This is a genomic window from Cobetia sp. Dlab-2-AX, assembly GCF_024124625.1.
Taxonomy (GTDB): Bacteria; Pseudomonadota; Gammaproteobacteria; order Pseudomonadales; family Halomonadaceae; genus Cobetia.
Genome location: NZ_JAMXRV010000003.1, coordinates 201,291 through 221,686 on the forward strand (window position 1 = coordinate 201,291; position 20,396 = coordinate 221,686).

Genomic DNA, 20,396 nt, shown 5'->3' on the forward strand with positions numbered 1-20,396 from the left:
ACTTTCCAGGTTGCCTGCGCGACGTTGTCACTCGCCCGACATGGCGGGTGACTTATGTGGCGTGGCCAGCATCGCGCCCCAGTGGCGGAAGCGCAGCAACAGCAACAGGCCCGGTATGGCGGCCAGCGTGCAGATCCAGAAGAAGCTGTCCCAGCCGGCCGCATCGGCCAGATAGCCGGAGGGCGCGGCAATCACCACGCGCGGCAGGCCCATGATCGATGAGAGCATCGCGTACTGGCCGGCGGTGAAGCGTTTGTCGGTCAGCGCGCCCATGAAGGCGATGAAGGCGGCGCTGCCCATGCCGGCTGCCAGGTTCTCGAAGGCGACCACCGCCGCGAGCCACGCCAGCGAATCACCGACGTGATGCAGCCACACGAAGCCGGCAGTCGACACCATCTGCAGGATGCCGAACCACCAGAGCGCTCGATAGATGCCGATACGCATGATCAGCAGGCCGCCGAAGAAGGTGCCGGCCAGCAACGGCCACAGGCCGAACAGCTTCACGGTCGCGCCGATCTGCGAGTTGCTGAAACCGATGTCCTTGTAGAAGGGCGTGGTCAGATTGCCTGCCACGGAATCGCCCAGCTTGTAGAGCAGGATGAACAATAGCAGCCAGATGGCACCATCGCGCTTCATGAAGTGGCGGATGGGGTCCCACAGGATCTCATGCAGATGATGGGCGCGCGGCGCGGCCTGTGCCTCGGGCTCCGGTGCCAGCAGCGTCACCAGCATGCAGGCGCCCAGGGTCGCGGCCATGATCAGGTAGGTCACGCGGAAGCCGATCATGTCGGCCAGCACCAGGCCGCCGGCCGAGGCCATCAGCATGCCGATGCGATAGCCATAGACATAGAAACTGGAGCCCAGCCCCAGCTCGTTGTCCGGCAGATGTTCGCGCCGATAGGCGTCGATCACGATGTCCTGGGTGGCGCTGAAGAAGCTGACCGCCAGCGCGATGGTGCCCATGGTCAGCGGCGACATGTGCGGGTCCTGCAGGGCAAGCAGCGCGATCAGTGTGGTCAGGGCCAGCTGGGCGATCATCAGCCAGCCACGGCGCCGGCCAAGCACCGGTGGCATGATGCGGTCCAGCAATGGCGCCCACAGGAACTTCAGTGTGTAGGGCAGGCCGACCAGCGCGAGCAGGCCCACGGCGTCAAGCGAGACACCGGCATCCGTCATCCAGGCCTGCAGCACGCTACCGGTCAGCAGCAGTGGCAGCCCGGAGGCGAAGCCCATCAGGAACGTGATACCATGACGGCCAACGAGTAAGCGTAAATCCTTTGAAGTCAAAGCCTTGCCTGTCCATGCAGAGGGTGTGGCCGCGCGTGTCACACGCACGGTGAGCGGCTATCTGCCGCTTGCGTCATTCATGGCCGGATTGTCGCACTGCCTGAGGGCAAGAGCCATGCATTGTCCTGCCGGTCAGCCGACAGGCATGATGCAGGTCGAGACACGCATGAGTGGGGCAGGCAGGCAATGAGAGGTCATCATGAGTGAAGCCCGAGAAGCTGCCAAGGCGCATTGGTATCTTATCCAGTGCAAGGGCGGGGAATCCTTCCGTGCGGCGGAGAACCTCACCAATCAGGGATTTCACGTCTTCCACCCCCTGTTGGAGGTGGAGAAGAAGCGCGGCGGCAAGCTGCGTTGGGTCGAAGAGCCGCTCTTCCCCTATTATCTGTTCATACGCCTTGATCAGATGGATGACAACTGGCGTCCGATTCGCTCGACCCGTGGCGTGCTCAAGCTGGTCAGCTTCGGCAACACGCCGACGGCGGTGCCGACGCCTCTGGTGGAAGCCCTGATCGCCAGCGGCGAGCAACGCCAGGAGCAACCGCCGGAGAATGTCTATTTCCGCGCCGGCGAGCAGGTCGAGATCATCGATGGCCCCTTGAGTTCGCTCAGTGGTGTCTTCGAGAGCGCGAAGGGCGATGAGCGCGTCATCGTGCTGCTCAATCTGATCAATCAGCAACAGCGTGTCGAGCTGTCCAGTCGTCAGCTGCGGCGCAGCGAAAGCTGAGCTGTCGTCCTGTCTCATCCGACTTGATCCGCGAGACCGCATTGCATCTTTCTTCTGGAGTGGTTCCCATGGCGATTACTTCCCAGCAGGTCGTCAGCCTGCATTACACCCTGCGCACCGCTGATGGCACTGTGCTGGATAGCTCCCTTGAGCGTGAGCCGATGGACTACCTGCATGGCCACGACAATATTCTGGCAGCGCTCGAGAGAGCGCTTGAGGGCTGCGATGTCGGCGACCGCAAGGTCGTCAATCTGACGCCAGCCGAAGGTTTCGGTGAGCGGGATGAAGGCCTGGTGCAGTACTTCGGACGTGATGCCTTCGGCCCGGGCGAGATCAACGCCGGGATGCGCTTTCAGGCCCGCACGCCGGAAGGCCAGCGGTCGGTCACGGTGCTGGAAGTCGGCGAGCAGCAGGTCAAGGTCGATGCCAATCATCCGCTGGCAGGTCAGGCGTTGAACTGGGAAGTCGAGGTGCTGGATGTGCGCGATGCCACGCGTGCCGAACTCTCGGCCGGTCATCCGCTCGGTCTCGATGTCAGCCATACCGAGATCGAAGACAAGAAGGTGCGTCGCTGAAGTAGGCATTGCAAAAGGGGTATCGCTCAAGCTCCTCGTTGCAGTCCCTTTTCAACTAAAGACAGCCCCGCTGCCGGAATCCTCGGCAGCGGGGCTGTCTGTTGTTGGGGCCTATGGCGATGGAGAAAATTGATATGGATCAGTCGGCTGCGCGCCAGTCGCCAAGATCGATCCGTGAAGCCTTCAGGACTTGATGCAGATCAGATTCGCGCGGGGAGTGGCGGGGTAGAGTGTCCCTGTCGAGGCCGCAGCAGGCCGGCACAGGCGGAAGCGCTAGCGATATCAGAGCTGTTGATATCAAAGCTATCGATGTCAGAAGCAGAGGTGTCAGCTGCCGACAGAGGCTGACATTCAGGGAGCCCCTTGGGGAAGGGGCAGGCCAGGATGGCCGCTGTCAGAATCGGGCTTTTTTGCAGGTGCCGATTCGCCGTCAGGGGAGGGGGAAACCCCGCTAGCCGACCTTCGGGTCGGCTTTTTTGGTTGTGGGGTTCAGAGGGGGATGGCTAGAGCACCGCGTTTGCAGACGCTGGCTTGCCGGTGCGCTATTTGAATTTTTTTGCCAATTCTTGCCAATTCTTGCCAGTTCTCTAGGAGGAAGAGAGTCGATGGGCAGGCAACCCCGCAACTGACACGAGGTTGCCTGATTGGCGAGACGGCTCAACTATTGTTGCTGGCAGTCTTGAGGCTCTCGACTTCCTTGTGGGAGTCGACGACCCTCTGGGTAGTGGTCTTGTCGATGCTCTGACCTTTCTTGACAGCCTGGTTCTTCTGGGTAGCCACGTCTTGCTTGAGCGATGGGCTCTTCGTGTTGATGGACGAGGTCATCTTTCCTGGTTTGCCCGGCTCGCCCAGCGTCAATGTCGTGTCCATGCGCTTGAGCGTATTGGGACCGATTCCCTTGATTTCCGTCAACTGTGACACGTCGGTGAAGGGGCCGTTCGCCTTGCGCCACTCGACGATGGCCTGGGCCTTCTTGTCACCGATGCCCTTGAGCTCGGTCAGTTGTGCGGCAGTGGCGGTGTTGATGTTCATGTCTGCGGCCTGGCTGGTCGGTGACAGTACCAGCAGGCTGGTCACGAGAAGTGTTCCTAGCAGGGTTTTCATGGTCGCTTCCTATGCTCACATCAGGGTGGTCGATTGGGTGTGCGCGGAGCCACCACCCGAGGCCCTGCGCGAGAAATACTCTGGCTCAGGTATTAGGTTTGTAGTCATTTAGATTTAAACGATTTCTCATCCTTACGCGGCTTTCTGCGCTCAACGCAAGAAAGTGCTAAGAGCGTTAGCCTGCTGATTCGATTCGTCTTTCCCTGGGCATACAACCATAGAGCCGAGCGCTATAATGTTGCCCCGAGCCCATGACCTCCCGTCATTGCGCCTGCCACATCGCCTGGAGCCCGGATGCCTGCCACGACTTCCCCCCTGATCATCGCCCTCGACTACCCGGACATGAAAGCTGCGCTTGCCATGGCAGACCAGCTGGATCCTGCCCGCTGTCGCGTCAAGGTGGGCAAGGAGCTGTTCACGCGTGTGGGTCCCGAGATTCTCAAGGCACTGCATCAACGCGGCTTCGAGGTCTTTCTTGATCTCAAATTCCATGACATCCCCAATACCACCGCCCAGGCCGTGCTGGCGGCAGCGGAGCACGGCGTGTGGATGACCAATGTCCACGCCTCTGGTGGTGCGCGCATGATGCAGGCCGCCGCCGAGGCACTCTCGACTCGCGGCCTCGACACCCAGTTGATCGCCGTGACGGTGCTGACCAGCATGGAACAGGCTGATCTGGCCGGTATCGGGCTGGATGTCACGCCGCTTTCACAGGTCGAGCGGCTGGCGGCCCTCGCCCAGCAGAGCGGCATGCACGGTGTGGTGTGCTCCGCACGTGAGACCCCGAGCCTCAAGGCGCTGTGTGGCCCTGAGTTTCTCAAGGTGACGCCGGGTATTCGCCCGAGCTTTGCGCAGGCCGGTGATCAGCGGCGCACTATGACGCCCGGTGAAGCCATGGCGGCCGGTAGCACCCATCTTGTGATCGGGCGTCCTGTCACCCAGGCGCAGGATCCGCTGGCGGCGCTGGCGCTGATCGAGCAGGAGCTGGGCGCCTGATCGGCTGATTGCCTGCCTCATGGGCAAAAAAAGACGCCAGTCGCAGACTCTGCGGCTGGCGTCTTTTTCATGGCAGTGATCAGCAGCAGTGATCACTGCTGCTGATCACTCGCCCACGCTTTGCGCGACTGCCTCAATCGGCAGACTTGATCTGCCAGCTGACCTGAACGCTGCTCTCGAGGCTCAGCTCACCGGGGCGGTATTCACTGCCGCTGCTCTTGGCTTCTGCCATGTCGGCACGCATTGCCATCATCTGTGGGCGTGGGCTGTGTGAGGACTCATTGATCGACTGCACGCTGCCCAGGGTCGCGCCGAGGGTCTCGGCCATCAGCTGTGCCTTGTGGCGTGCCTTGGTCAAGGCCTCCTTCAACACCTTGTCTTCCAGGGCGTCCCGTTCACTGATCTGATACTGCACACCGGCCAGTTGATTGACCCCAGCGCCCAGCAGCAGGTCGATGACTTCCGGTACCTTGTCCAGGTCATCGAGAACGAGGCTGATCGGGCGTTCGAGGTGTGTACGGCGCCATTGCTGGGGCTGCTGCTGACCGTTGTTGCGTTCGTAGTACTGCTCAGGGCGCAGGTTGAGGCTGCCGGCACTGATCTGACGGCTGTCGATGCCCGCTTTCTCCAGTGCCTGAATCAGGGTCGTCATGCGTGATTCCAGTGACTCGCGTGCCTTGCGGGCCGCCTGACCCTCGGCCTTGCTGTCGGGAGCCTTGTCATCCACCTTGCGCGCGGGCGTCTTCTCCCACAGGCGAGCCTGGATGGTCGCTTTGTCGGGCGCCGCCTCCAGGCTGGCGCTGGCGCTGACATGCACCAGAGCCGGTGCGGGTGTCTGGTCGGCGCGGGCCAGGTGTGTGGTGCTGGCGGTGCAGAGCGCCAGGCCGCACAGCATGGCGGTACGACGCAGGCGCTGGGCGAGGGGGGCGGGGCCTCTGGTAGCGTGGTTCATCAGCATGGGAATTCCCTTGAGTAAAGTGGCAACATTGTTGCCTGGCGCTTGGTGAGGGGCATGAATGCGGGCGCGATAGGCTTGAAAGTATCAGCAATGAGGGCGATGCGTGAAGGCACACGAGAGACTGCGCTGGATACGAGGCGCTGCACAGGCAGTGCTGGCGCTCGTCATGTCATCACTGATGGCGTCGCCTGCCCTGGCCGCAGGGCGTGAGGTGATCGACGATGCAGGCGATGTCGTGACGCTGTCACAGCCAGCGCAGCGGGTGGTCACGCTGGCCCCGCACGCGGCCGAGCTGGTATCGGCGGCGGGAGGCTTGCCGGCCTTGATCGGCGTGAGCCAGGGCAGCGATCACCCCCCTGTAGTCAGTGAGCTGCCGCGCCTGGCCAGCTATCACGGCCCCAACCTGGAGGCGCTGCTGAGTGCACGGCCTGACCTGATCGTGGCATGGGGCAGTGGGCTTTCCGATGAGATGCATGCGCGTCTGACGGCGTTGGGGATGCCCGTCTTCGTCAGCGAGCCCGCCTCACTCGACGATGTGCTGTCCAATATCGCTCGGATTGGCACCTTGCTGGGTACCCGCGACGTTGCGGATAAGCATGTGGCGACGCTCGCAGCGCGAATCGAGCAGCTGGAGCGCGCCCGCGACAGCGCCCCCTTGCCGGTCTTCTTCCAGCTGGGGGAAAGCCCGATGACGACGCTGGGCGGCAACCATCTGGTCAATGAGCTGATTCGGCGCTGCGGCGGTGAGCCGCTACTGACGGACTCACCCGCCGTGGTGCCGCAGATCAACCGGGAGGCCTTGTGGCTGGCCAGGCCGCGCCTGATTCTGCATCCGATCGCGAAGGGGCCGGCGCGCGAGAAGTGGATTGCCGCCTGGCGCGCGAGTGAAGGGCCGCTTTCCGAGGTGGCACTGGCGGGTCTGACTCCTGACCTGATCAGCCGTCCCGGCCCGCGCAGTGTCGAGGCGATGGCAGAGGTCTGTGCTGCCATCGAGAAGGTGCAGGCGTCGGGCTGAAGGCGTCAGAGTAAGCGCGTCGGAGCAAGAGCGGCTGGAATGCTGGATGCTCAGAAATCGATGCCGCGCCGCGCCTTGAGACCATGATTGAAGCCGTGGCGAATCTCGGTCATCTCGGTGACGGTATCGGCACAGGCGACGATTTCACGATTGGCATTGCGCCCGGTGATGATCACGGTCTGTTCTGCTGGGCGATTCTCGAGTGCCGTCATCACCTCCTCCAGCGGCAGGTAGCCGAACTTGACCATGTAGGTCAGTTCGTCGAGCACCACCAGATAGACGTTGTCATCACGCATCAGGCGCTGCGCTTGCTGCCACACGGCCTGACAGGCAGCGGTATCGGCCTCACGATTCTGGGTATCCCAGGTGAAGCCGGTGGTCATGGCATGCACTTCGAGATTGGCATCCTCGGCGAGCCGTTCGCGCTCGCCGCATTCCCACAGCCCCTTGATGAACTGGATGACCCCGACCTTGTAGCCATAGCCCAGCGCGCGGGTGATGGTGCCCCAGGCGGCGGTCGTCTTGCCCTTGCCATTGCCGGTGAAGACCAGCAGTTGGCCGCGCTCCTCAGTGGCCTGTGCCACCTTGTCATCGACACGCGACTTGAGCTTTTCCATCGCGACCTTGTGGCGGGTATTGCGGTCCGTCATGCGTATGCTCCGTAAGTCAAGGCACAGCATCGACCCGGGGGACGGTGCCCTGATCGGTGCTGTGCCATGTGTGGCTGGCTAACGCCCGAGGCTCTTCGAAAGAGGTGCCCAGGGGAAAGCCGATCAGAAGAAGAAGGTGACACCGCCTTCCACGTAACGGCCTTGGATGTTGTAGCCATTGACCAGCTGGTAATCGCGATCGAAGACGTTATCCAGCTTGGCGCTCAACTTGACGTTCGGCATCACCTGCCAGCTGGTGCGCAGATCGACCACGCCATAGCCTGCGGTACGAGTGTCGGTGTAGGTGTCCGCATCAGTATCGCTGCGGCTGGCGCTGCCACGCAGCGTGGCACCGAAGCTCCAGTCGTCGAGGGCGTAATCGGCGTCCAGACGCGCAAAGCGCTGGGCGCGGCGCTTCAACTGCTCACCGGTATCGCGGTCCTCCGGATCCTGCCAGGTCATGGCAAGGTTCACGCTGAGCGCATCACCTTGCCAGCCACTGCTCAGTTCGATGCCACGGATGCGTGAGCGATCGATATTGATCGGCGTGAAATTGGCACCTTCGTAGCTGATCAGATTGTCGATATCCGTCTGGAAAGCATTGACGCCTACGTGCCACCGCTGCTCCTGCAGGCGCCAGAACAGTTCGGCCGTGGTGGAGGTCTCGGCATCGAGGTCCGGATTGCCGGAGCCGTAGGGGCTGTAGAGGTCGATCAGGTTCGGTGCCTTGAATGCGCTGGAATAGCTGGCACCGAGCTGTTGCGCGGCCGTCAGATCATAGGCGTAGCTGGAGCCGCCCGTCATCTGATGGCCATAACGATTGTCGTCGTCGTAACGCAGGCTGGTCGTGACATGATGACGCTGTTGCTGAAGGTGCCAGCTGCCGTAGACGCCGGTGGCATAGCGGCTATCGACGCTGTAGCCCTCGGCGGTGAAGTAGGGGCCATCGGCATCCAGGCTTTCCTCGCGATGGTCCACCCCCAGACTGAGCGTGCCGAGGTCGGTGTAGAAGTCGTGGCGCAGGCCGACCTCATTGCGGGTGCTGGCGACACGCCCGGCATCGCTGCCGGCTTCGGTGTTCTCGTACTCATCCCGCGTGCGCGCCACGCTGACCGTCATGTCCCATTTCGGGTTCAGGTGCGTCAACAGGCTGGCATCCAATACCGTCTGACTGCCTTCGCCGTGGCAGTCTTCCGAGGCACTGAAGCTGCTGTCGTAGCAGTCGTCATAGTCGTAATCGGTCTCGGTGTTGGCGACGCCGAGGCTGAGCGTGGCCTGCTGACCGAAGTCGTGGCCAAGACGCAGTTCGGCGCCCGTGGCCTCGTAGCCATCATCTTCACTGCCGGTATCGCGGGCCGAGAAGCCATCGCTCTCATCATGATGGAGATTGGCCGAGAGGCGCGTGTCGTCTTCCACCGAGCTGAACTGGGCGTTCTGGCGGAAGGTGCCGTCGCTGCCGGCACGCAGGGTGACTTCTGCATACTGACCGACTTCGCTGCCGCCACGCGTGATCAGGTTGATCACACCACCGATGGCATCGGCGCCGTAGACGCTGGCGCGCGGACCACGCACGATCTCGACACGCTCGACGGCAGCGAGTGGCAGGAATTCGAAATGCGCCAGGCCATCGGCACTGTTGGCGACGCGCTGACCATTGACCAGAATCAAGGTGTGGTCGGACTCGGTACCGCGCATGAAGAGGCTGGTCTGGCTGCCCATCGGGCCGCTGCGGGCGACCTCGATGCCATTGCGTGACTGCAGCAGATCGACTAGCGAATTGGCCTGCAGGCGATCGATCTCGTCACGGGTGATGACGTCGGTGCTGGCCAGCACATCATTCTGCAGCTGCGGAATGCGATTGGCGGTGACCTGAACGGTCTCCAGATCATCGGAGGAATCCGCGGTCAGATCATCAGCAGCGAAGGTGGGCGGGGTCAGCAGCAGGCTACCGACGAGGGTAAATCTGGCCTGCGCGGAAGCGCGACCACGAGTGTTGTTGTGTTTCATGAATGATCCTCAAGCGTCAGACGCAATGAGGAGGACAGCGTGACAGGGTGCGTGAGCACACGTCCCCCGCACGCGCCCTGATCAAGCAGGCCCGTCGCGGGAGACTTGCCACTGGTGAGGCCCTCCGCATCAACCAGTGTGGAAGCGAGGGCCGGTCTCCGGACTGACGCCTGGTGGACTCCATCGGCAGGAGCCTCACCCACTCATGCGCCTTCCCACCTCCTTCCCTTGGGGGAAGTCTGATTGACAGGACCTCCCGGAGGCAGTGGCTGGCCGTGTCGATCTTGTTGATCGTGGTCGACCTGCATGAGCGTTGCGATCACCGTTGCGGGGGCAGTACGGGGTTTTCACCCGTTTCCCGAACACCCTGGCTTCAACGTGAACCATTGTCTGGGGCGGGGGTGAGGGAGTCAATCGGCAAACCGGCGTTGCGCTGACTGGCACCCAGGGCCGCTCATTCGCAGCCATGCAGGGGGAGAAGTCAGAGGGCGAGCAGAGGGCGAGCAGAGGCTGAGCCATAGAGTGTGCCAGATACGACAACGCCCGCACGGGGCGGGCGTTGTCGAGATGCCAGTCTGGCCAGATGGCGGTGTCTGCTCCATGGAAGCTCGTGCTACAGAAGGCAGCTCTCTGGAGACTGGCTCACAAGCGAGCGTCTCTAGAGAGACAGGAACAGACCGGCGAGACTCGCTGACATCAGGTTGGAGAGGGTGCCGGCGAGAATCGCCTTCATGCCCATCTGTGCGATATCACCGCGACGGTTCGGTGCCATCAGCCCCAGGCCGCCCATCAGGATGGCGACAGAGGACAGGTTGGCGAAGCCGCACAGCGCGAAGATGATGATCGCTTCAGAGTGCTCGGACAGCTTGATCTGGTGGCTGGCGAGATCGGCGAAGGCGACGAACTCGTTGAGCACCAGCTTCTGACCGATGAAGCTACCCGCCTGGATGGCTTCGTGCCACGGCACGCCGATGACCCAGGCCACCGGGGCGAAGGCATAGCCCAGCAGCAGCTGCAGCGTGATGTCTTCATAGCCGAACAGGCCGCTGACCCAGCCGACGATGATGTTGCCCAGCGCGATCAACGCGATGAAGGCCAGCAGCATGCCGCCGACATTGATCGCCAGCTGCACGCCAGAGGCTGCGCCGGAGGCGGCAGCGTCGATGACGTTGGTCGGGCGATCGATGTCCTTGCCCAGCGCTTCTTCGACGCTCTGGGTCTTGGTCTCGGTCTCCGGGATCAGCATCTTGGCCATCAGCAGGCCACCCGGCGCTGCCATGAAGGAAGCCGCCAACAGGTACTTGAGGTCGATGCCCAGCGAGGCATAGCCCACCAGTACGGAACCGGCCACCGAGGCCAGGCCACCGGTCATCACGGCGAACAGCTCCGAGCGGGTCATGCCGGCGATGAACGGGCGCACGACCAGCGGGGCTTCGGTCTGGCCGACGAAGATGTTGGCGGCCGCGGACAGGGACTCCGGACGGCTGGTGCCGAGCACCTTCGACAGGCCGCCGCCGAGCACGCTGATCACGACGTTCATCACGCGCAGGTGATAGAGCACCGCGATCAGTGACGAGAAGAACACGATGATCGGCAGTACGCGCAGCGCGAACACGAAGCCGCCTCCGCCGAAGACTTCGAACATCTTGTCGCTGACCAGGCCGCCGAACAGGAAGTCCATGCCGACGTTGGCACTGGACATTACGGCCTGTACACCTTCGCTGAGGCCAAGCAGCATGCTCTTGCCGGCAGGCACGTAGAGCACGAATGCCCCCAGCATCGCCTGGATGGCAAAGGCACCCAGTACGGTGCGTAGGCTGATGGCGCGTCGGTTTTCTGAGAGAAGGAAGGCAATCCCCAGCAGGGCGAAGATGCCCACCAGGCCCATGACGATCTGCATCAAGCAGCTCCTGAATGCGTAGGTGTTACGTTGAGGACAAGGCAATAGCGCTGGCCACAGGACGGTATGGCCAAAACTGGCGCGTACTCTACCAGTATTTTTGCCCTCTGTCGGAGTCTGCCACTAACGTTTGACGCATTTTTTGTGAATCGCGCGCGGCGTGCCTGCGTCAACACGCACGAGGCCCGCCATGAGCGAGCCTCGTGCTTTCTCCTTGGTACCGTCGTGATGCCCCGACGTGATACTGAGTCTATCCCCCTGTCAGGTGCCGGCGCCCGGCAGTCGCCTGGCCGGCAGAGGGCCCGACCCTGAGCCCGGCGGCGTCCGTGAAGTCTGTGATGACTTGCCGCCCATGCCCTTGTCGGCCTGCGGAGCTTCCGCCTTGTCGGTCCTGGGCTGGGAAGACTTGTTCAGCTCCGGCGAGTCGGCATGGATCAGGCTGATCAGCGTCTCGCCAGCCTTGGGCTCCAGCGCCACGGCCGTGTTGGCGATCCGGATGCGGCCCTGACTGCTGATGCAGAACAGCGGCAGCAGGCGCTCTTCATGAATCCTGCGGTAATCCTCTAGGCTGAAGCTCTCGGTGATGCGGGCACGTCGGAACTGTGCACCCTGAGACAGCAGGCTCGCCAGCTTGGCATAGGTGATCTTGCCATCGAACAGCAGCGGCAGATGCCCCAGCGCCTGGTCCTGCTGGCGCTTGGCATTCTTGCCATTGTCCTCGGCGAGTCGGAAGACACGTCCGTGGCCCAGGATGTGCTCGAAGTGCAGCGCGGCCAGGCTATTGAGTTCGCGATAGGGCGACAGCGGCATCAAATGGCCGATGCCGGTCAGCTCGAGATGCTGGGCGGCATGTTCAGACAGCGGGTTGCCGTAGTAGACAGGCAGACCCGCCATGCGCGCTTCCTGCACCGCGTCCCAGTTGGTATCGGTCAGGCGCACAGAGAAGCCGGCATCGACCAGTTCACGGGCGATCTGGCGCGACACCGAGTTGGCGCCCAGGATCAGGAACCCCGAGGGCGGCGGCTCGCCGACGCCCAGCACCTTGACGATGGGGCGCGACAACAGACTCTGGATCACCACCGTGCCGATGATGACCAGGAAGGTCATCGGTACCAGCATCTCGGCACCCTCGATGCCCTGGGATTCGAGCTTGAGGGCGAACAGCGAAGCGACCGCTGCCGCGACGATGCCGCGCGGCGAGAGCCAGGCCAGCAGGGCCTTCTCGCGCAGCGTCAGCCCGCTGCCCAGGGTACACAGCCAGACCGTCAGGGGGCGTGCGACCCACATCAACACTGCCAAGAAGATCCATGCCGGCCACGACAGCAGGGACAGCTGCTCGACGGTCAGGCGCCCCGCCAGCAGCAGGAACAGTCCCGAGATCAGCAGAACCGTCAGGGTCTCCTTGAACTCGATGATCTGCTGGGTCGGTACACCGCGCATGTTGGCCAGCCACACGCCCATCACGGTGACGGTCAGCAGGCCGGATTCATGGAACAGGGTGTTGGAGATGGCGAACAGCCCCAGCATCACCATCAGGGTGCCGAAGTTGTGCAGCTTCTGGGGCAGCCAGAAATGACGCAGCACCAGCCCCCAGCACCAGCCACCCAGTGCCCCCATGCCGAGCCCGAGGCCCACCGTCTGGGCGAACAGCAACAGGGTGTGCGAGGCCGCATTGCCGGTCATGCCGAGCGCGACGTACTCATAGACCAGTACCGCCAGCAGCGCGCCGACCGGGTCGATCATGATGCCTTCCCAGCGCAGGATCTGGGTCAGGTTGCCGCGCGCGCGCAGCGTCTGCAGCAATGGCATCACCACCGTCGGGCCTGTCACCACCAGCAGGGCACCGAGCACGGCGGCCATCTCCCAGCGCATGTCGAGCAGATAGTGGGCGGCCACGGTGCCGATCACGCCGGTGATCACCACGCCGGTGGTGACCAGCCGCCTGACGATATGGCCATGGCCGCGCAGGTCCTTGAAGTCCAGCGTCAGGCTGCCCTCGAACAGGATGACCGCCACCGCCAGCGAGACCAGCGGGAACAAGAGGTCGCCGAGCAGCTCATCCGGCTTCAGCCAGCCCGTGACGGGGCCGGCGAGGATGCCGACGATCAGCAGCGGCAGGATGGCGGGCAGACGCATGCGCCAGGCCAGCCATTGGCAGCCGAGGGCCATCAGACCGATCAGGGTCAGGGCCAGAGCAGGTTCGGTCATCGGATGTCTTCCTTGGAGTCAGCGAAAATGAGCGGTGCCACTGTTGCGGTCACCGCTCATCGTTTCGTTGTGTCTCAGCCGTCTGTCAGCGGCCCTTGCTCCTGCTGGGCTGTACAGGCTCGAAGCAGGGGGCAGGCGCCACTCAGGTGCCGCGCGGCAGGCCGAAAGGGCGCAGCCTAGCGGTTGATTCCGTGGTATGCAACGTCGCGTTGCCTTATCGCGCTCTCCTCATTTCCTTTCTCTGTCGTGCCCGCGTGATGGCGTCGGGCAGACGCGATCCTTCATTGGGCGCGACGCAGCAGCGGCAGCAATGCCTGCAGCGGATGCGGCAACTGGATGTCCGAGAAACGCTTGCTCTGACTGCGGCACGAATAGCCACTGGCGACCAGCTTGCCCTGATTGTCATTATCCTCGACCACGGACTTCCACGACAGGTCATAGATGGCGCGTGATGTCTCGAGATTGCGCGCTTCGTGGCCGTAGGTACCGGACATGCCGCAGCAGCCGGTGGCGATGGCCTCGAGCTTGAGGCCGAAGGCTGCGTAGACCTGCTGCCAGGCCTTGGCCGAGCCCGGGGCATTGGTGCTCTCGGTACAGTGGCTCAAGAGTTTCATGCCCGGGTCCATCTTGCCCAGCACCGTCTTGGTGACGCCGACCGGCAGCAGCTTGCGCAGGCTGATCAGCCATTCCTGCAGCAGCAGGACGTCGGGCGTGGCGTCCGGGCCGAGGGTCTTCACATACTCCTGACGGTAGGTCAGGGTCATCGCCGGGTCGATGCCGACCAGCGGCACGCCGAAGTCGGCGATCGCCTTGAGACGCTCGGCCTGGGCACGTGCGGTACGCTGGAAGGCGCCGGTGAAGCCCTGTACCTGCAGCGGCTTGCCGTTGGGGGCAAAGGGCGCGACGAAGACATGAATGTCGAGTCGCGACAGCAGCTCGATGATGTCGATCACCAGCTGGGCCTCGAAGTGGCTGGTGAAGGCATCCTGCACCAGGATCACGCTCCTGGCCTTCTGGGATTCGGTCAGACGGCCCAGCTGGGTCGGCGTCGCCTCGGACACGCCCCAGCTCTTGAGCTGTCTGCGCAGGCTGGCGCGGGACAGACGCGGCGCATCGACCATGCCGATCGGGCCTTCCAGCAGACGACTGACCAGGCGATTGGACAGCAGGCCGTTATACAGCGGCGTGACGCGCTCGGCCCACGGCAGCACGAATTCGAGGCTGCCGATCAGGTAATCGCGCAGTGGACGCTGATAACGATGGTGATAGACCTCAAGGAAGCGGCTGCGGAAATCGGGCACGTTGACCTTGATCGGGCACTGGCCCGCGCAGGACTTGCACGCCAGACAGCCGGACATCGCCTGGTAGACCTGCTGATCGAAGTCGGCGTCAGCTTGGCCCTCAGCCTGCGAGGCATGGCCACGACGCGCCTTGAGCGAGGCACTGATGCGCGCGGGCAGGCGTGCCAGCCACAGGCTGGCGCCCTTGAGTCCCGGCGTTCGCGCAGCCCGGGCCTCGGCGATCACGTCGCGTCCGGTGTTGCCTTCCAGGCGCAGCCACTCGCGCATCAGGCTGGCACGCCCCTTGGGGGAGTGGATGCGCTGGCGGGTCGCCTTCCAGGACGGGCACATGGCATCGTTGGGGTCGTAGTTGTAGCAGGCGCCATTGCCGTTGCAGTAGACGGCGCTGGCGTATTCCTGCCACACGCGCTCATCGATCTGGCGGTCGAGATCGCCACGCATGGTCACGTCGTCGATACGCATCAGGCGCGGATCGAAGGCCTCGACGGCGCTTCCGGCGTGATCACGCTTGTCGCTCTCGCTGCATCCTTCGTCGGCAACGTCATCAGCGTCATCGACCAGCGCTACCGACAGGCGCGGCGAGGCGATCTTGCCCGGATTGAGCTGATTGTGCGGGTCGAAGGCTGCCTTTACATCCTGCAGTGCGCCGTAGAGGCTGCCGAAGAAGCGTGGCGAGTACTCAGAGCGCACACCCTTGCCGTGCTCGCCCCACAGCAGGCCACCGTACTTGTGGGTGAGGGCGGCGACCTCATCGGAGATCTCGCGGATCATCGCCTGCTGGGCGGGGTCCTTCATGTCCAGCGCCGGGCGAACGTGCAGCACGCCGGCATCGACATGCCCGAACATGCCATAGCGCAGGCCACGGGCATCCAGCGCGGCGCGGAATTCGGCGATGTAATCGGCCAGATGCTCCGGCGGAACGGCGGTGTCCTCGACGAAGGGCAGCGGGCGGGCTTCGCCGTCGACATTGCCCAGCAGGCCCACCGAGCGCTTGCGCATGCCATAGACACGACCGATCTGCGCGCGACCGCGGGCTTCGGTGAAGCCGAGACGCTCGACGCTGGTATCGCTGGCCAGGTGCTCGCTGAAGGCGCGAACCTTGGCATCCAACACCTCTTCGCTGTCGGCATTGAATTCGATCAGGTTGATGCCGCCGATGGCTGGGGTGCCTTCGGCGCTGGCCGGGAAGAATTCCTCGACGCTATCCCACACGAAGTCCTGCATGGCGAGGTTGAGCACGGTGTCATCCACCGTCTCGATGGAGGTCGGGCGATTGCCCTCGACCGCCATCAGCGCCTTGGCGTCGCGCAGTGCGTCCATGAAGCTTGCGTAGCGCAGGTTGATCAGCGTCGAGCAGGGTGCGATGGGCAATGCATTCAGCTCGGCCTCGACCACGAAGCCCAGTGTGCCCTCGGCGCCGCACAGCAGGCTGTTGAGGTTGAAACGCCCATCAGCCTCGCGCAGGTGGGCGAGGTCGTAGCCGGTCAGGCAGCGGTTGAGCGGCGGAAAGATCTCGGCGATTTCCTCGGCGCGCTCATCGGCGATCGAGCGTGCGGTGCGGTAGACCTCACCGACGCGATCCTCACGTGCGCACAGTATTTCGAGCTCGGCGTCGTCGATGGCATGGCTCGACAGTCGTGTCCCGTCGAGCAGGACGCTGTCGAGCGCCAGCACGTGGTCACGCGTCTTGCCGTATTCGCAGCTGCCCTGGCCGGAGGCATCGGTATTGATCATGCCGCCAATGGTGGCGCGGTTGGAGGTCGAGAGTTCCGGCGCGAAGAACAGGCCATGCGGCTTGAGCGCGGCATTCAGCTGGTCCTTCACCACACCGGCCTCGACGCGCACGCGGCGGTTCTCGACATCGATCTCGAGAATGCGGTTCATGTGCCGCGAGACATCCACCAGCACGCCGTCATTGAGCGACTGGCCATTGGTGCCGGTACCGCCGCCGCGTGGCGCGAGGGTGACTCCCGAAAAGCGTGACTCGTGGGAGAGGCGCGCGATGCACTGGACATCCTCGGCATGGCGCGGGTAGACCACGGCCTGAGGCAGCACCTGATAGAGCGAGTTGTCGGTCGACAACACGGTGCGGTTGGCGTAGTCCGGACTGATGTCACCGGCAAAGCCTGCATCTCGCAGGGCGGCCAGGAAGTCCAGATAGAGGGAATCGACGGGGGCGGGCATATCCAGCAGGCGTTCGGTCATGATCTCGCTCGGGCAGTGAGTCGCGTCAGGCAGGCATTCAGGGCCAATGGGCCCAAGCTTACCTGAGCTGGGCGTGTGGCCCCAGCCCAGCGCGGCATTGCGTCACTCGCGAGACGGGAATTCAGGTGAAAGGAGTGAGGAGTGACTACGCTGTGAGGAGTCATCAAATCAAGGTGTGTGCGCCAGAATGCAAGCCACAAGGGGGGCGATGTGCACATGCTGCGGGCGATCATCAGGCGTCAGTCGCCGCTTCAGTGGTACCGTTGGCATCGCAAGGCAGACTGTCACGCCACATCCCCGCTGCTTCTTTTCTTGAAGCTGTCTTCCCTCTTCCGCTGAGTCATCAGGAGTTAGCTCATGGCATCGTCCACCTATTCCTCGACCTCCACCTGTCATCGCGAGTCTCGCCAGCCGCCCACGCGATTGGGAGTGCTGGGGGTGGGGGAGTTGGCGGAGTCATTGCTGGTCGCGTTGGCGCGCGGTTGTCAGCGCGAAGGCCGCTCCCGGCATGATCTGGAATTTCACCTCTCGCCGCGCAACGACGTGCGCAGTCACCGTCTGGGCTGGCGTTTCGGTGCCATCCGCCACGTAAGCAACGTCGCGGTGTGTGAATCGAGCCTGTGCCTGCTGGTCGGGGTGCGGCCGCAGCAGCTCGAGGCGCTGGCAAGTGAGCTTCGTGAAAGCCACGCACTGAGCAAGGATCATCACCTGATGGTGCTGGCAGCCGGTGTGCCACTGCAGCAGCTGCAGCGCTGGTTCGCGCCGGCGCGAGTGGTGCGGGTGATGACGGGGCTGGCAGTCTGTGAGGGGCATAGCGCCCTCACGCTCTATCCGGAAGACCCGCTGACGCGTGACCTGCTCGGGCCGGCGGTCCGGCAGATCATCGCCTTCGATGATGAAGCGGCCTTCGAGGCCAGCATGCTGGCGGTCTGCGTGAATGCCTGGCAGATGGCGCAGCAGCAGGCGTTGCTCGACTGGTTCCAGACTGTCCCGGGCATCACCGGGCCTCAGGCCCGCCAGTTGTTGATGACCCAGATGCGTGATGCCCTTGCGCTGATGGAAGCCCACCCCGATACCCCGCCGGGTGAGCTTGCCTCGCGCATCGGCACACCTGGCACCTGGACGGCACGAGGACTTGAGCAGCTAGGGGGCAAGGAAGGTGCTCATCGTCAATGGCAGCAGGTGCTGGAGGGGCTGAGAAGCGAATTGAACTGATTCCAGCGCTGTCGATCATCTCGGGCGGCGAGTCATGTTTTGTTGAACTCGCCTTTCCCATGTCCCGAGTTCCCCGCATGCCGTGATTTTCTTACACTGGCAGTTCATGACATGCCTCGGATATGGCGGTGTGCCTGAGGCATGATCTTTTATATGGACAGCTAGATGAGCTGTTGGCGGCTCATGACATGAGGCAGATGCGAAATATGGGAACCTGGTTGGCAGTAGCAGCGGGCGGCGCCATCGGGGCGCTGGGGCGATATCTTGTCAGTGGCTGGATCGTCGGCGCCGCCGGGCGTGGTTTCCCGTGGGGAACATTGGGCGTCAATCTGATCGGCAGCTGCCTGATGGGGTTCCTGTTCATCTGGGTGACCCAGGAGCTCAAGCTGGCCCCCGTCTGGCAGGCGATCATGGTGGCGGGCTTCACCGGCGCCTTCACCACCTTCTCCACCTTTGCCCTCGAGGCGCTCAATCTGATGATGAGCGGACGCATGCTGGCGGGGCTGATCTATGTCGCCGTCAGTGTGGTGGCGTGTCTGGGCATGGTCGCGCTGGGCATGAAGATCGCACGCGTCCTGCTGTGATTCTCGCGCCCGGGCGCGCCCTCCTGTCGCCTGGGCGGCTGCGAAGCAGGGCATGGCTGAGGTAGACTAGGGCGCATGACCTTTCCGCGCCGCGATGCGGCCTGAGTGATCCGACGAGAGAGCCTTCCCACATGCTGGACCCGAAACTTCTGCGCGCTGATCTTGAAGCGACTGCCGAGCGCCTCGCACGTCGTGGCTATCAGCTGGATACCGAAGCCTTTGCCGCGCTGGAAGCGCGCCGCCGTGACCTGCAGGTCGAGACGGAATCCCTGCAGAACGAGCGCAACACCCGCTCCAAGTCCATCGGCAATGCCAAGGCACGCGGCGAAGACATCGCGCCGCTGCTGGCAGAGGTCAGTGATCTGGGCGAGCGTCTCGACGCCGCCAAGTCCGAGCTCAATGAGCTGCAGGCCAAGGCCGACGCCATGGCGGCCAGCCTGCCGAACCTGCCGGACGCCGAAGTACCGGAAGGCGCTGATGAAAGCGACAACGTCGAGCTGCACCGCTGGGGCACGCCGCGTGAATTCGATTTCGACGTGCGCGACCATGTTGACCTCGGTGAGCTCAAGGGCCAGCTGGACTTCGAGCTGGCGGTCAAGATCACCGGTTCACGCTTCGCCGTGATGCATGGCTCCATCGCGCGCCTGCACCGTGCGCTGGTGCAGTTCATGCTCGACAAGCAGACGCTGGAGCATGGCTACGAAGAATATTACGTGCCGTATATCGTCAACCGCGATTCCCTGATGGGCACCAGCCAGCTGCCCAAGTTCGAGGAAGACCTGTTCAAGCTCAACGACGATCGTGATTTCTTCCTGATCCCGACCGCCGAAGTGCCGCTGACCAACATGGTGCGTGACGAGATCATCGACGCCGGCAGTCTGCCGCTCAAGTTCACCGCCCATACCCCGTGCTTCCGCAGTGAAGCCGGTGCCTATGGCCGGGATACTCGCGGCATGATTCGCCAGCACCAGTTCGACAAGGTCGAGATGGTGCAGGTGGTCGCGGCGGAGAAGAGCGACGAAGCCCTCGAAGAGATGCGCGGCCACGCCGAAGCTATCCTGCAGGCGCTGGAACTGCCGTACCGTGCCGTGACCCTGTGCACGGGCGACATGGGCTTTGCCGCCGCCAAGACCTACGACCTGGAAGTCTGGCTGCCGAGCCAGGCGACCTACCGCGAGATTTCTTCCATCTCCAACTGCCGTGACTTCCAGGCGCGCCGCATGCAGGCGCGTGTGCGTGTCGAAGGGCAGAAGAAGCCGCAGCTGGTGCATACCCTGAATGGGTCCGGTCTGGCCGTGGGCCGTTGTCTGGTCGCCGTGCTGGAAAACCATCAGAATGCCGATGGCTCCATCACTGTGCCGCAGGCGCTGCGTGGCTACATGGGTGGAGTGGAAACCATCAACGTCTGAGATGCGTGAATCGCCGTAGTGGATTCTCGCGACAAGGCCCCCGCTTTCCCATGGGAAGCGGGGGCCTTCGTTTATCGCGCAGACAGAGGCCTTGCCCGATCGCACCACTCGTGATTCCCTCACTCGGTATTTCCTCTGCGTGACTACAACGTAGCATCAGGGTTGTTATTCTTATTGGTTATTTTAGAGAGTGGTTCTTATGCTCTAAAATACGACCCATCGAAGGCTGCTCCCCAGCCTCGCCGCGTTTGTGGA

General features: G+C 63.2%; 15 protein-coding genes and 1 riboswitch. Of the genes, 7 read left to right on the forward strand and 8 right to left on the reverse strand.

The window, feature by feature from the left end; all coding sequences use genetic code 11:
- Positions 1-27 precede the first annotated feature (27 nt).
- Positions 28-1,233, reverse strand: a complete 1,206-nt coding sequence (locus tag NH396_RS06555) for an AmpG family muropeptide MFS transporter (RefSeq protein ID WP_253062333.1) — start codon at positions 1,231-1,233, stop codon at positions 28-30.
- Between the two features lie 253 nt (positions 1,234-1,486).
- On the opposite strand from NH396_RS06555, the gene rfaH reads away from it, so the two are divergent.
- Complete coding sequence (gene rfaH / locus NH396_RS06560) at positions 1,487-2,014, forward strand: transcription/translation regulatory transformer protein RfaH (RefSeq protein ID WP_176676340.1); 528 nt, start codon at positions 1,487-1,489, stop codon at positions 2,012-2,014.
- Positions 2,015-2,082: 68 nt separating this feature from the next.
- Positions 2,083-2,589, forward strand: coding sequence for a peptidylprolyl isomerase (locus tag NH396_RS06565; RefSeq protein WP_253062335.1), 507 nt, complete (start codon positions 2,083-2,085; stop codon positions 2,587-2,589).
- A 657-nt stretch (positions 2,590-3,246) separates the two neighbouring features.
- On the opposite strand, the gene NH396_RS17025 is transcribed toward NH396_RS06565, so the two are convergent.
- Positions 3,247-3,693 (reverse strand): helix-hairpin-helix domain-containing protein, encoded by a 447-nt coding sequence (locus tag NH396_RS17025; RefSeq protein ID WP_290441710.1) that lies wholly within the window; start codon positions 3,691-3,693, stop codon positions 3,247-3,249.
- Between the two features lie 294 nt (positions 3,694-3,987).
- On the opposite strand from NH396_RS17025, the gene pyrF reads away from it, so the two are divergent.
- Positions 3,988-4,689: an orotidine-5'-phosphate decarboxylase gene (gene pyrF / locus NH396_RS06575; protein WP_253062337.1), complete on the forward strand. Its 702-nt coding sequence runs from the start codon at positions 3,988-3,990 to the stop codon at positions 4,687-4,689.
- A gap of 133 nt (positions 4,690-4,822) precedes the next feature.
- Here the strand turns inward: pyrF and NH396_RS06580 are convergent, their stop codons facing one another.
- Positions 4,823-5,647, reverse strand: coding sequence for an SIMPL domain-containing protein (locus NH396_RS06580; RefSeq protein ID WP_253062347.1), 825 nt, complete (start codon positions 5,645-5,647; stop codon positions 4,823-4,825).
- 166 nt (positions 5,648-5,813) lie between these two features.
- On the opposite strand from NH396_RS06580, the gene NH396_RS06585 reads away from it, so the two are divergent.
- On the forward strand, positions 5,814-6,662 hold the full coding sequence (locus tag NH396_RS06585) for a helical backbone metal receptor (protein ID WP_253062349.1): 849 nt from the start codon (positions 5,814-5,816) through the stop codon (positions 6,660-6,662).
- A gap of 50 nt (positions 6,663-6,712) precedes the next feature.
- On the opposite strand, the gene cobO is transcribed toward NH396_RS06585, so the two are convergent.
- From cobO to NH396_RS06610, 5 genes are all read right to left on the reverse strand, one after another.
- Positions 6,713-7,312: a cob(I)yrinic acid a,c-diamide adenosyltransferase gene (cobO, locus tag NH396_RS06590; protein WP_253062351.1), complete on the reverse strand. Its 600-nt coding sequence runs from the start codon at positions 7,310-7,312 to the stop codon at positions 6,713-6,715.
- Positions 7,313-7,435: 123 nt separating this feature from the next.
- Complete coding sequence (locus NH396_RS06595; protein WP_253062361.1) at positions 7,436-9,319, reverse strand: TonB-dependent receptor; 1,884 nt, start codon at positions 9,317-9,319, stop codon at positions 7,436-7,438.
- Between the two features lie 131 nt (positions 9,320-9,450).
- Positions 9,451-9,722: riboswitch (cobalamin riboswitch) on the reverse strand.
- 255 nt (positions 9,723-9,977) lie between these two features.
- Positions 9,978-11,219 carry a NupC/NupG family nucleoside CNT transporter gene (locus NH396_RS06600; RefSeq protein WP_176676347.1) on the reverse strand — a complete coding sequence of 414 codons (1,242 nt, stop codon included), beginning with the start codon at positions 11,217-11,219 and terminating at the stop codon, positions 9,978-9,980.
- Positions 11,220-11,480: 261 nt separating this feature from the next.
- Positions 11,481-13,427 carry a sodium:proton antiporter gene (locus NH396_RS06605; protein WP_253062363.1) on the reverse strand — a complete coding sequence of 649 codons (1,947 nt, stop codon included), beginning with the start codon at positions 13,425-13,427 and terminating at the stop codon, positions 11,481-11,483.
- A 281-nt stretch (positions 13,428-13,708) separates the two neighbouring features.
- The gene (locus NH396_RS06610) at positions 13,709-16,933 is read right to left on the reverse strand and encodes an FAD-binding and (Fe-S)-binding domain-containing protein (protein WP_253062365.1); all 3,225 of its coding nucleotides are present in this window, start codon (positions 16,931-16,933) and stop codon (positions 13,709-13,711) included.
- Between the two features lie 357 nt (positions 16,934-17,290).
- Between NH396_RS06610 and NH396_RS06615 the strand changes: the two genes are divergently transcribed.
- The 3 genes from NH396_RS06615 to serS all read left to right on the forward strand — a co-directional run bounded on the left by NH396_RS06615 (position 17,291) and on the right by serS (position 20,141).
- Entirely contained in the window at positions 17,291-18,148 is an 858-nt protein-coding gene (locus NH396_RS06615) for a hypothetical protein (protein WP_253062367.1), read from the forward strand.
- 197 nt (positions 18,149-18,345) lie between these two features.
- Positions 18,346-18,732: a fluoride efflux transporter CrcB gene (crcB, locus tag NH396_RS06620; protein ID WP_253062369.1), complete on the forward strand. Its 387-nt coding sequence runs from the start codon at positions 18,346-18,348 to the stop codon at positions 18,730-18,732.
- Between the two features lie 131 nt (positions 18,733-18,863).
- Entirely contained in the window at positions 18,864-20,141 is a 1,278-nt protein-coding gene (gene serS, locus NH396_RS06625; protein ID WP_043332430.1) for a serine--tRNA ligase, read from the forward strand.
- Positions 20,142-20,396 lie beyond the last annotated feature (255 nt).

Coding starts and splice junctions, on each gene's coding strand:
- NH396_RS06585 (WP_253062349.1), top strand. CDS start 5,814: ATGTCATCACTGATGGCGTCGCCTGCCCTGGCCGCAGGGCGTGAGGTG.
- NH396_RS06605 (WP_253062363.1), bottom strand. CDS start 13,427: ATGACCGAACCTGCTCTGGCCCTGACCCTGATCGGTCTGATGGCCCTC.
- NH396_RS06595 (WP_253062361.1), bottom strand. CDS start 9,319: ATGAAACACAACAACACTCGTGGTCGCGCTTCCGCGCAGGCCAGATTT.
- cobO (WP_253062351.1), bottom strand. CDS start 7,312: ATGACGGACCGCAATACCCGCCACAAGGTCGCGATGGAAAAGCTCAAG.
- serS (WP_043332430.1), top strand. CDS start 18,864: ATGCTGGACCCGAAACTTCTGCGCGCTGATCTTGAAGCGACTGCCGAG.
- rfaH (WP_176676340.1), top strand. CDS start 1,487: ATGAGTGAAGCCCGAGAAGCTGCCAAGGCGCATTGGTATCTTATCCAG.
- crcB (WP_253062369.1), top strand. CDS start 18,346: ATGCGAAATATGGGAACCTGGTTGGCAGTAGCAGCGGGCGGCGCCATC.
- NH396_RS06610 (WP_253062365.1), bottom strand. CDS start 16,933: ATGACCGAACGCCTGCTGGATATGCCCGCCCCCGTCGATTCCCTCTAT.
- NH396_RS06565 (WP_253062335.1), top strand. CDS start 2,083: ATGGCGATTACTTCCCAGCAGGTCGTCAGCCTGCATTACACCCTGCGC.
- NH396_RS06600 (WP_176676347.1), bottom strand. CDS start 11,219: ATGCAGATCGTCATGGGCCTGGTGGGCATCTTCGCCCTGCTGGGGATT.
- NH396_RS17025 (WP_290441710.1), bottom strand. CDS start 3,693: ATGAAAACCCTGCTAGGAACACTTCTCGTGACCAGCCTGCTGGTACTG.
- NH396_RS06615 (WP_253062367.1), top strand. CDS start 17,291: ATGGCATCGTCCACCTATTCCTCGACCTCCACCTGTCATCGCGAGTCT.
- NH396_RS06555 (WP_253062333.1), bottom strand. CDS start 1,233: ATGGGCTTCGCCTCCGGGCTGCCACTGCTGCTGACCGGTAGCGTGCTG.
- NH396_RS06580 (WP_253062347.1), bottom strand. CDS start 5,647: ATGCTGATGAACCACGCTACCAGAGGCCCCGCCCCCCTCGCCCAGCGC.
- pyrF (WP_253062337.1), top strand. CDS start 3,988: ATGCCTGCCACGACTTCCCCCCTGATCATCGCCCTCGACTACCCGGAC.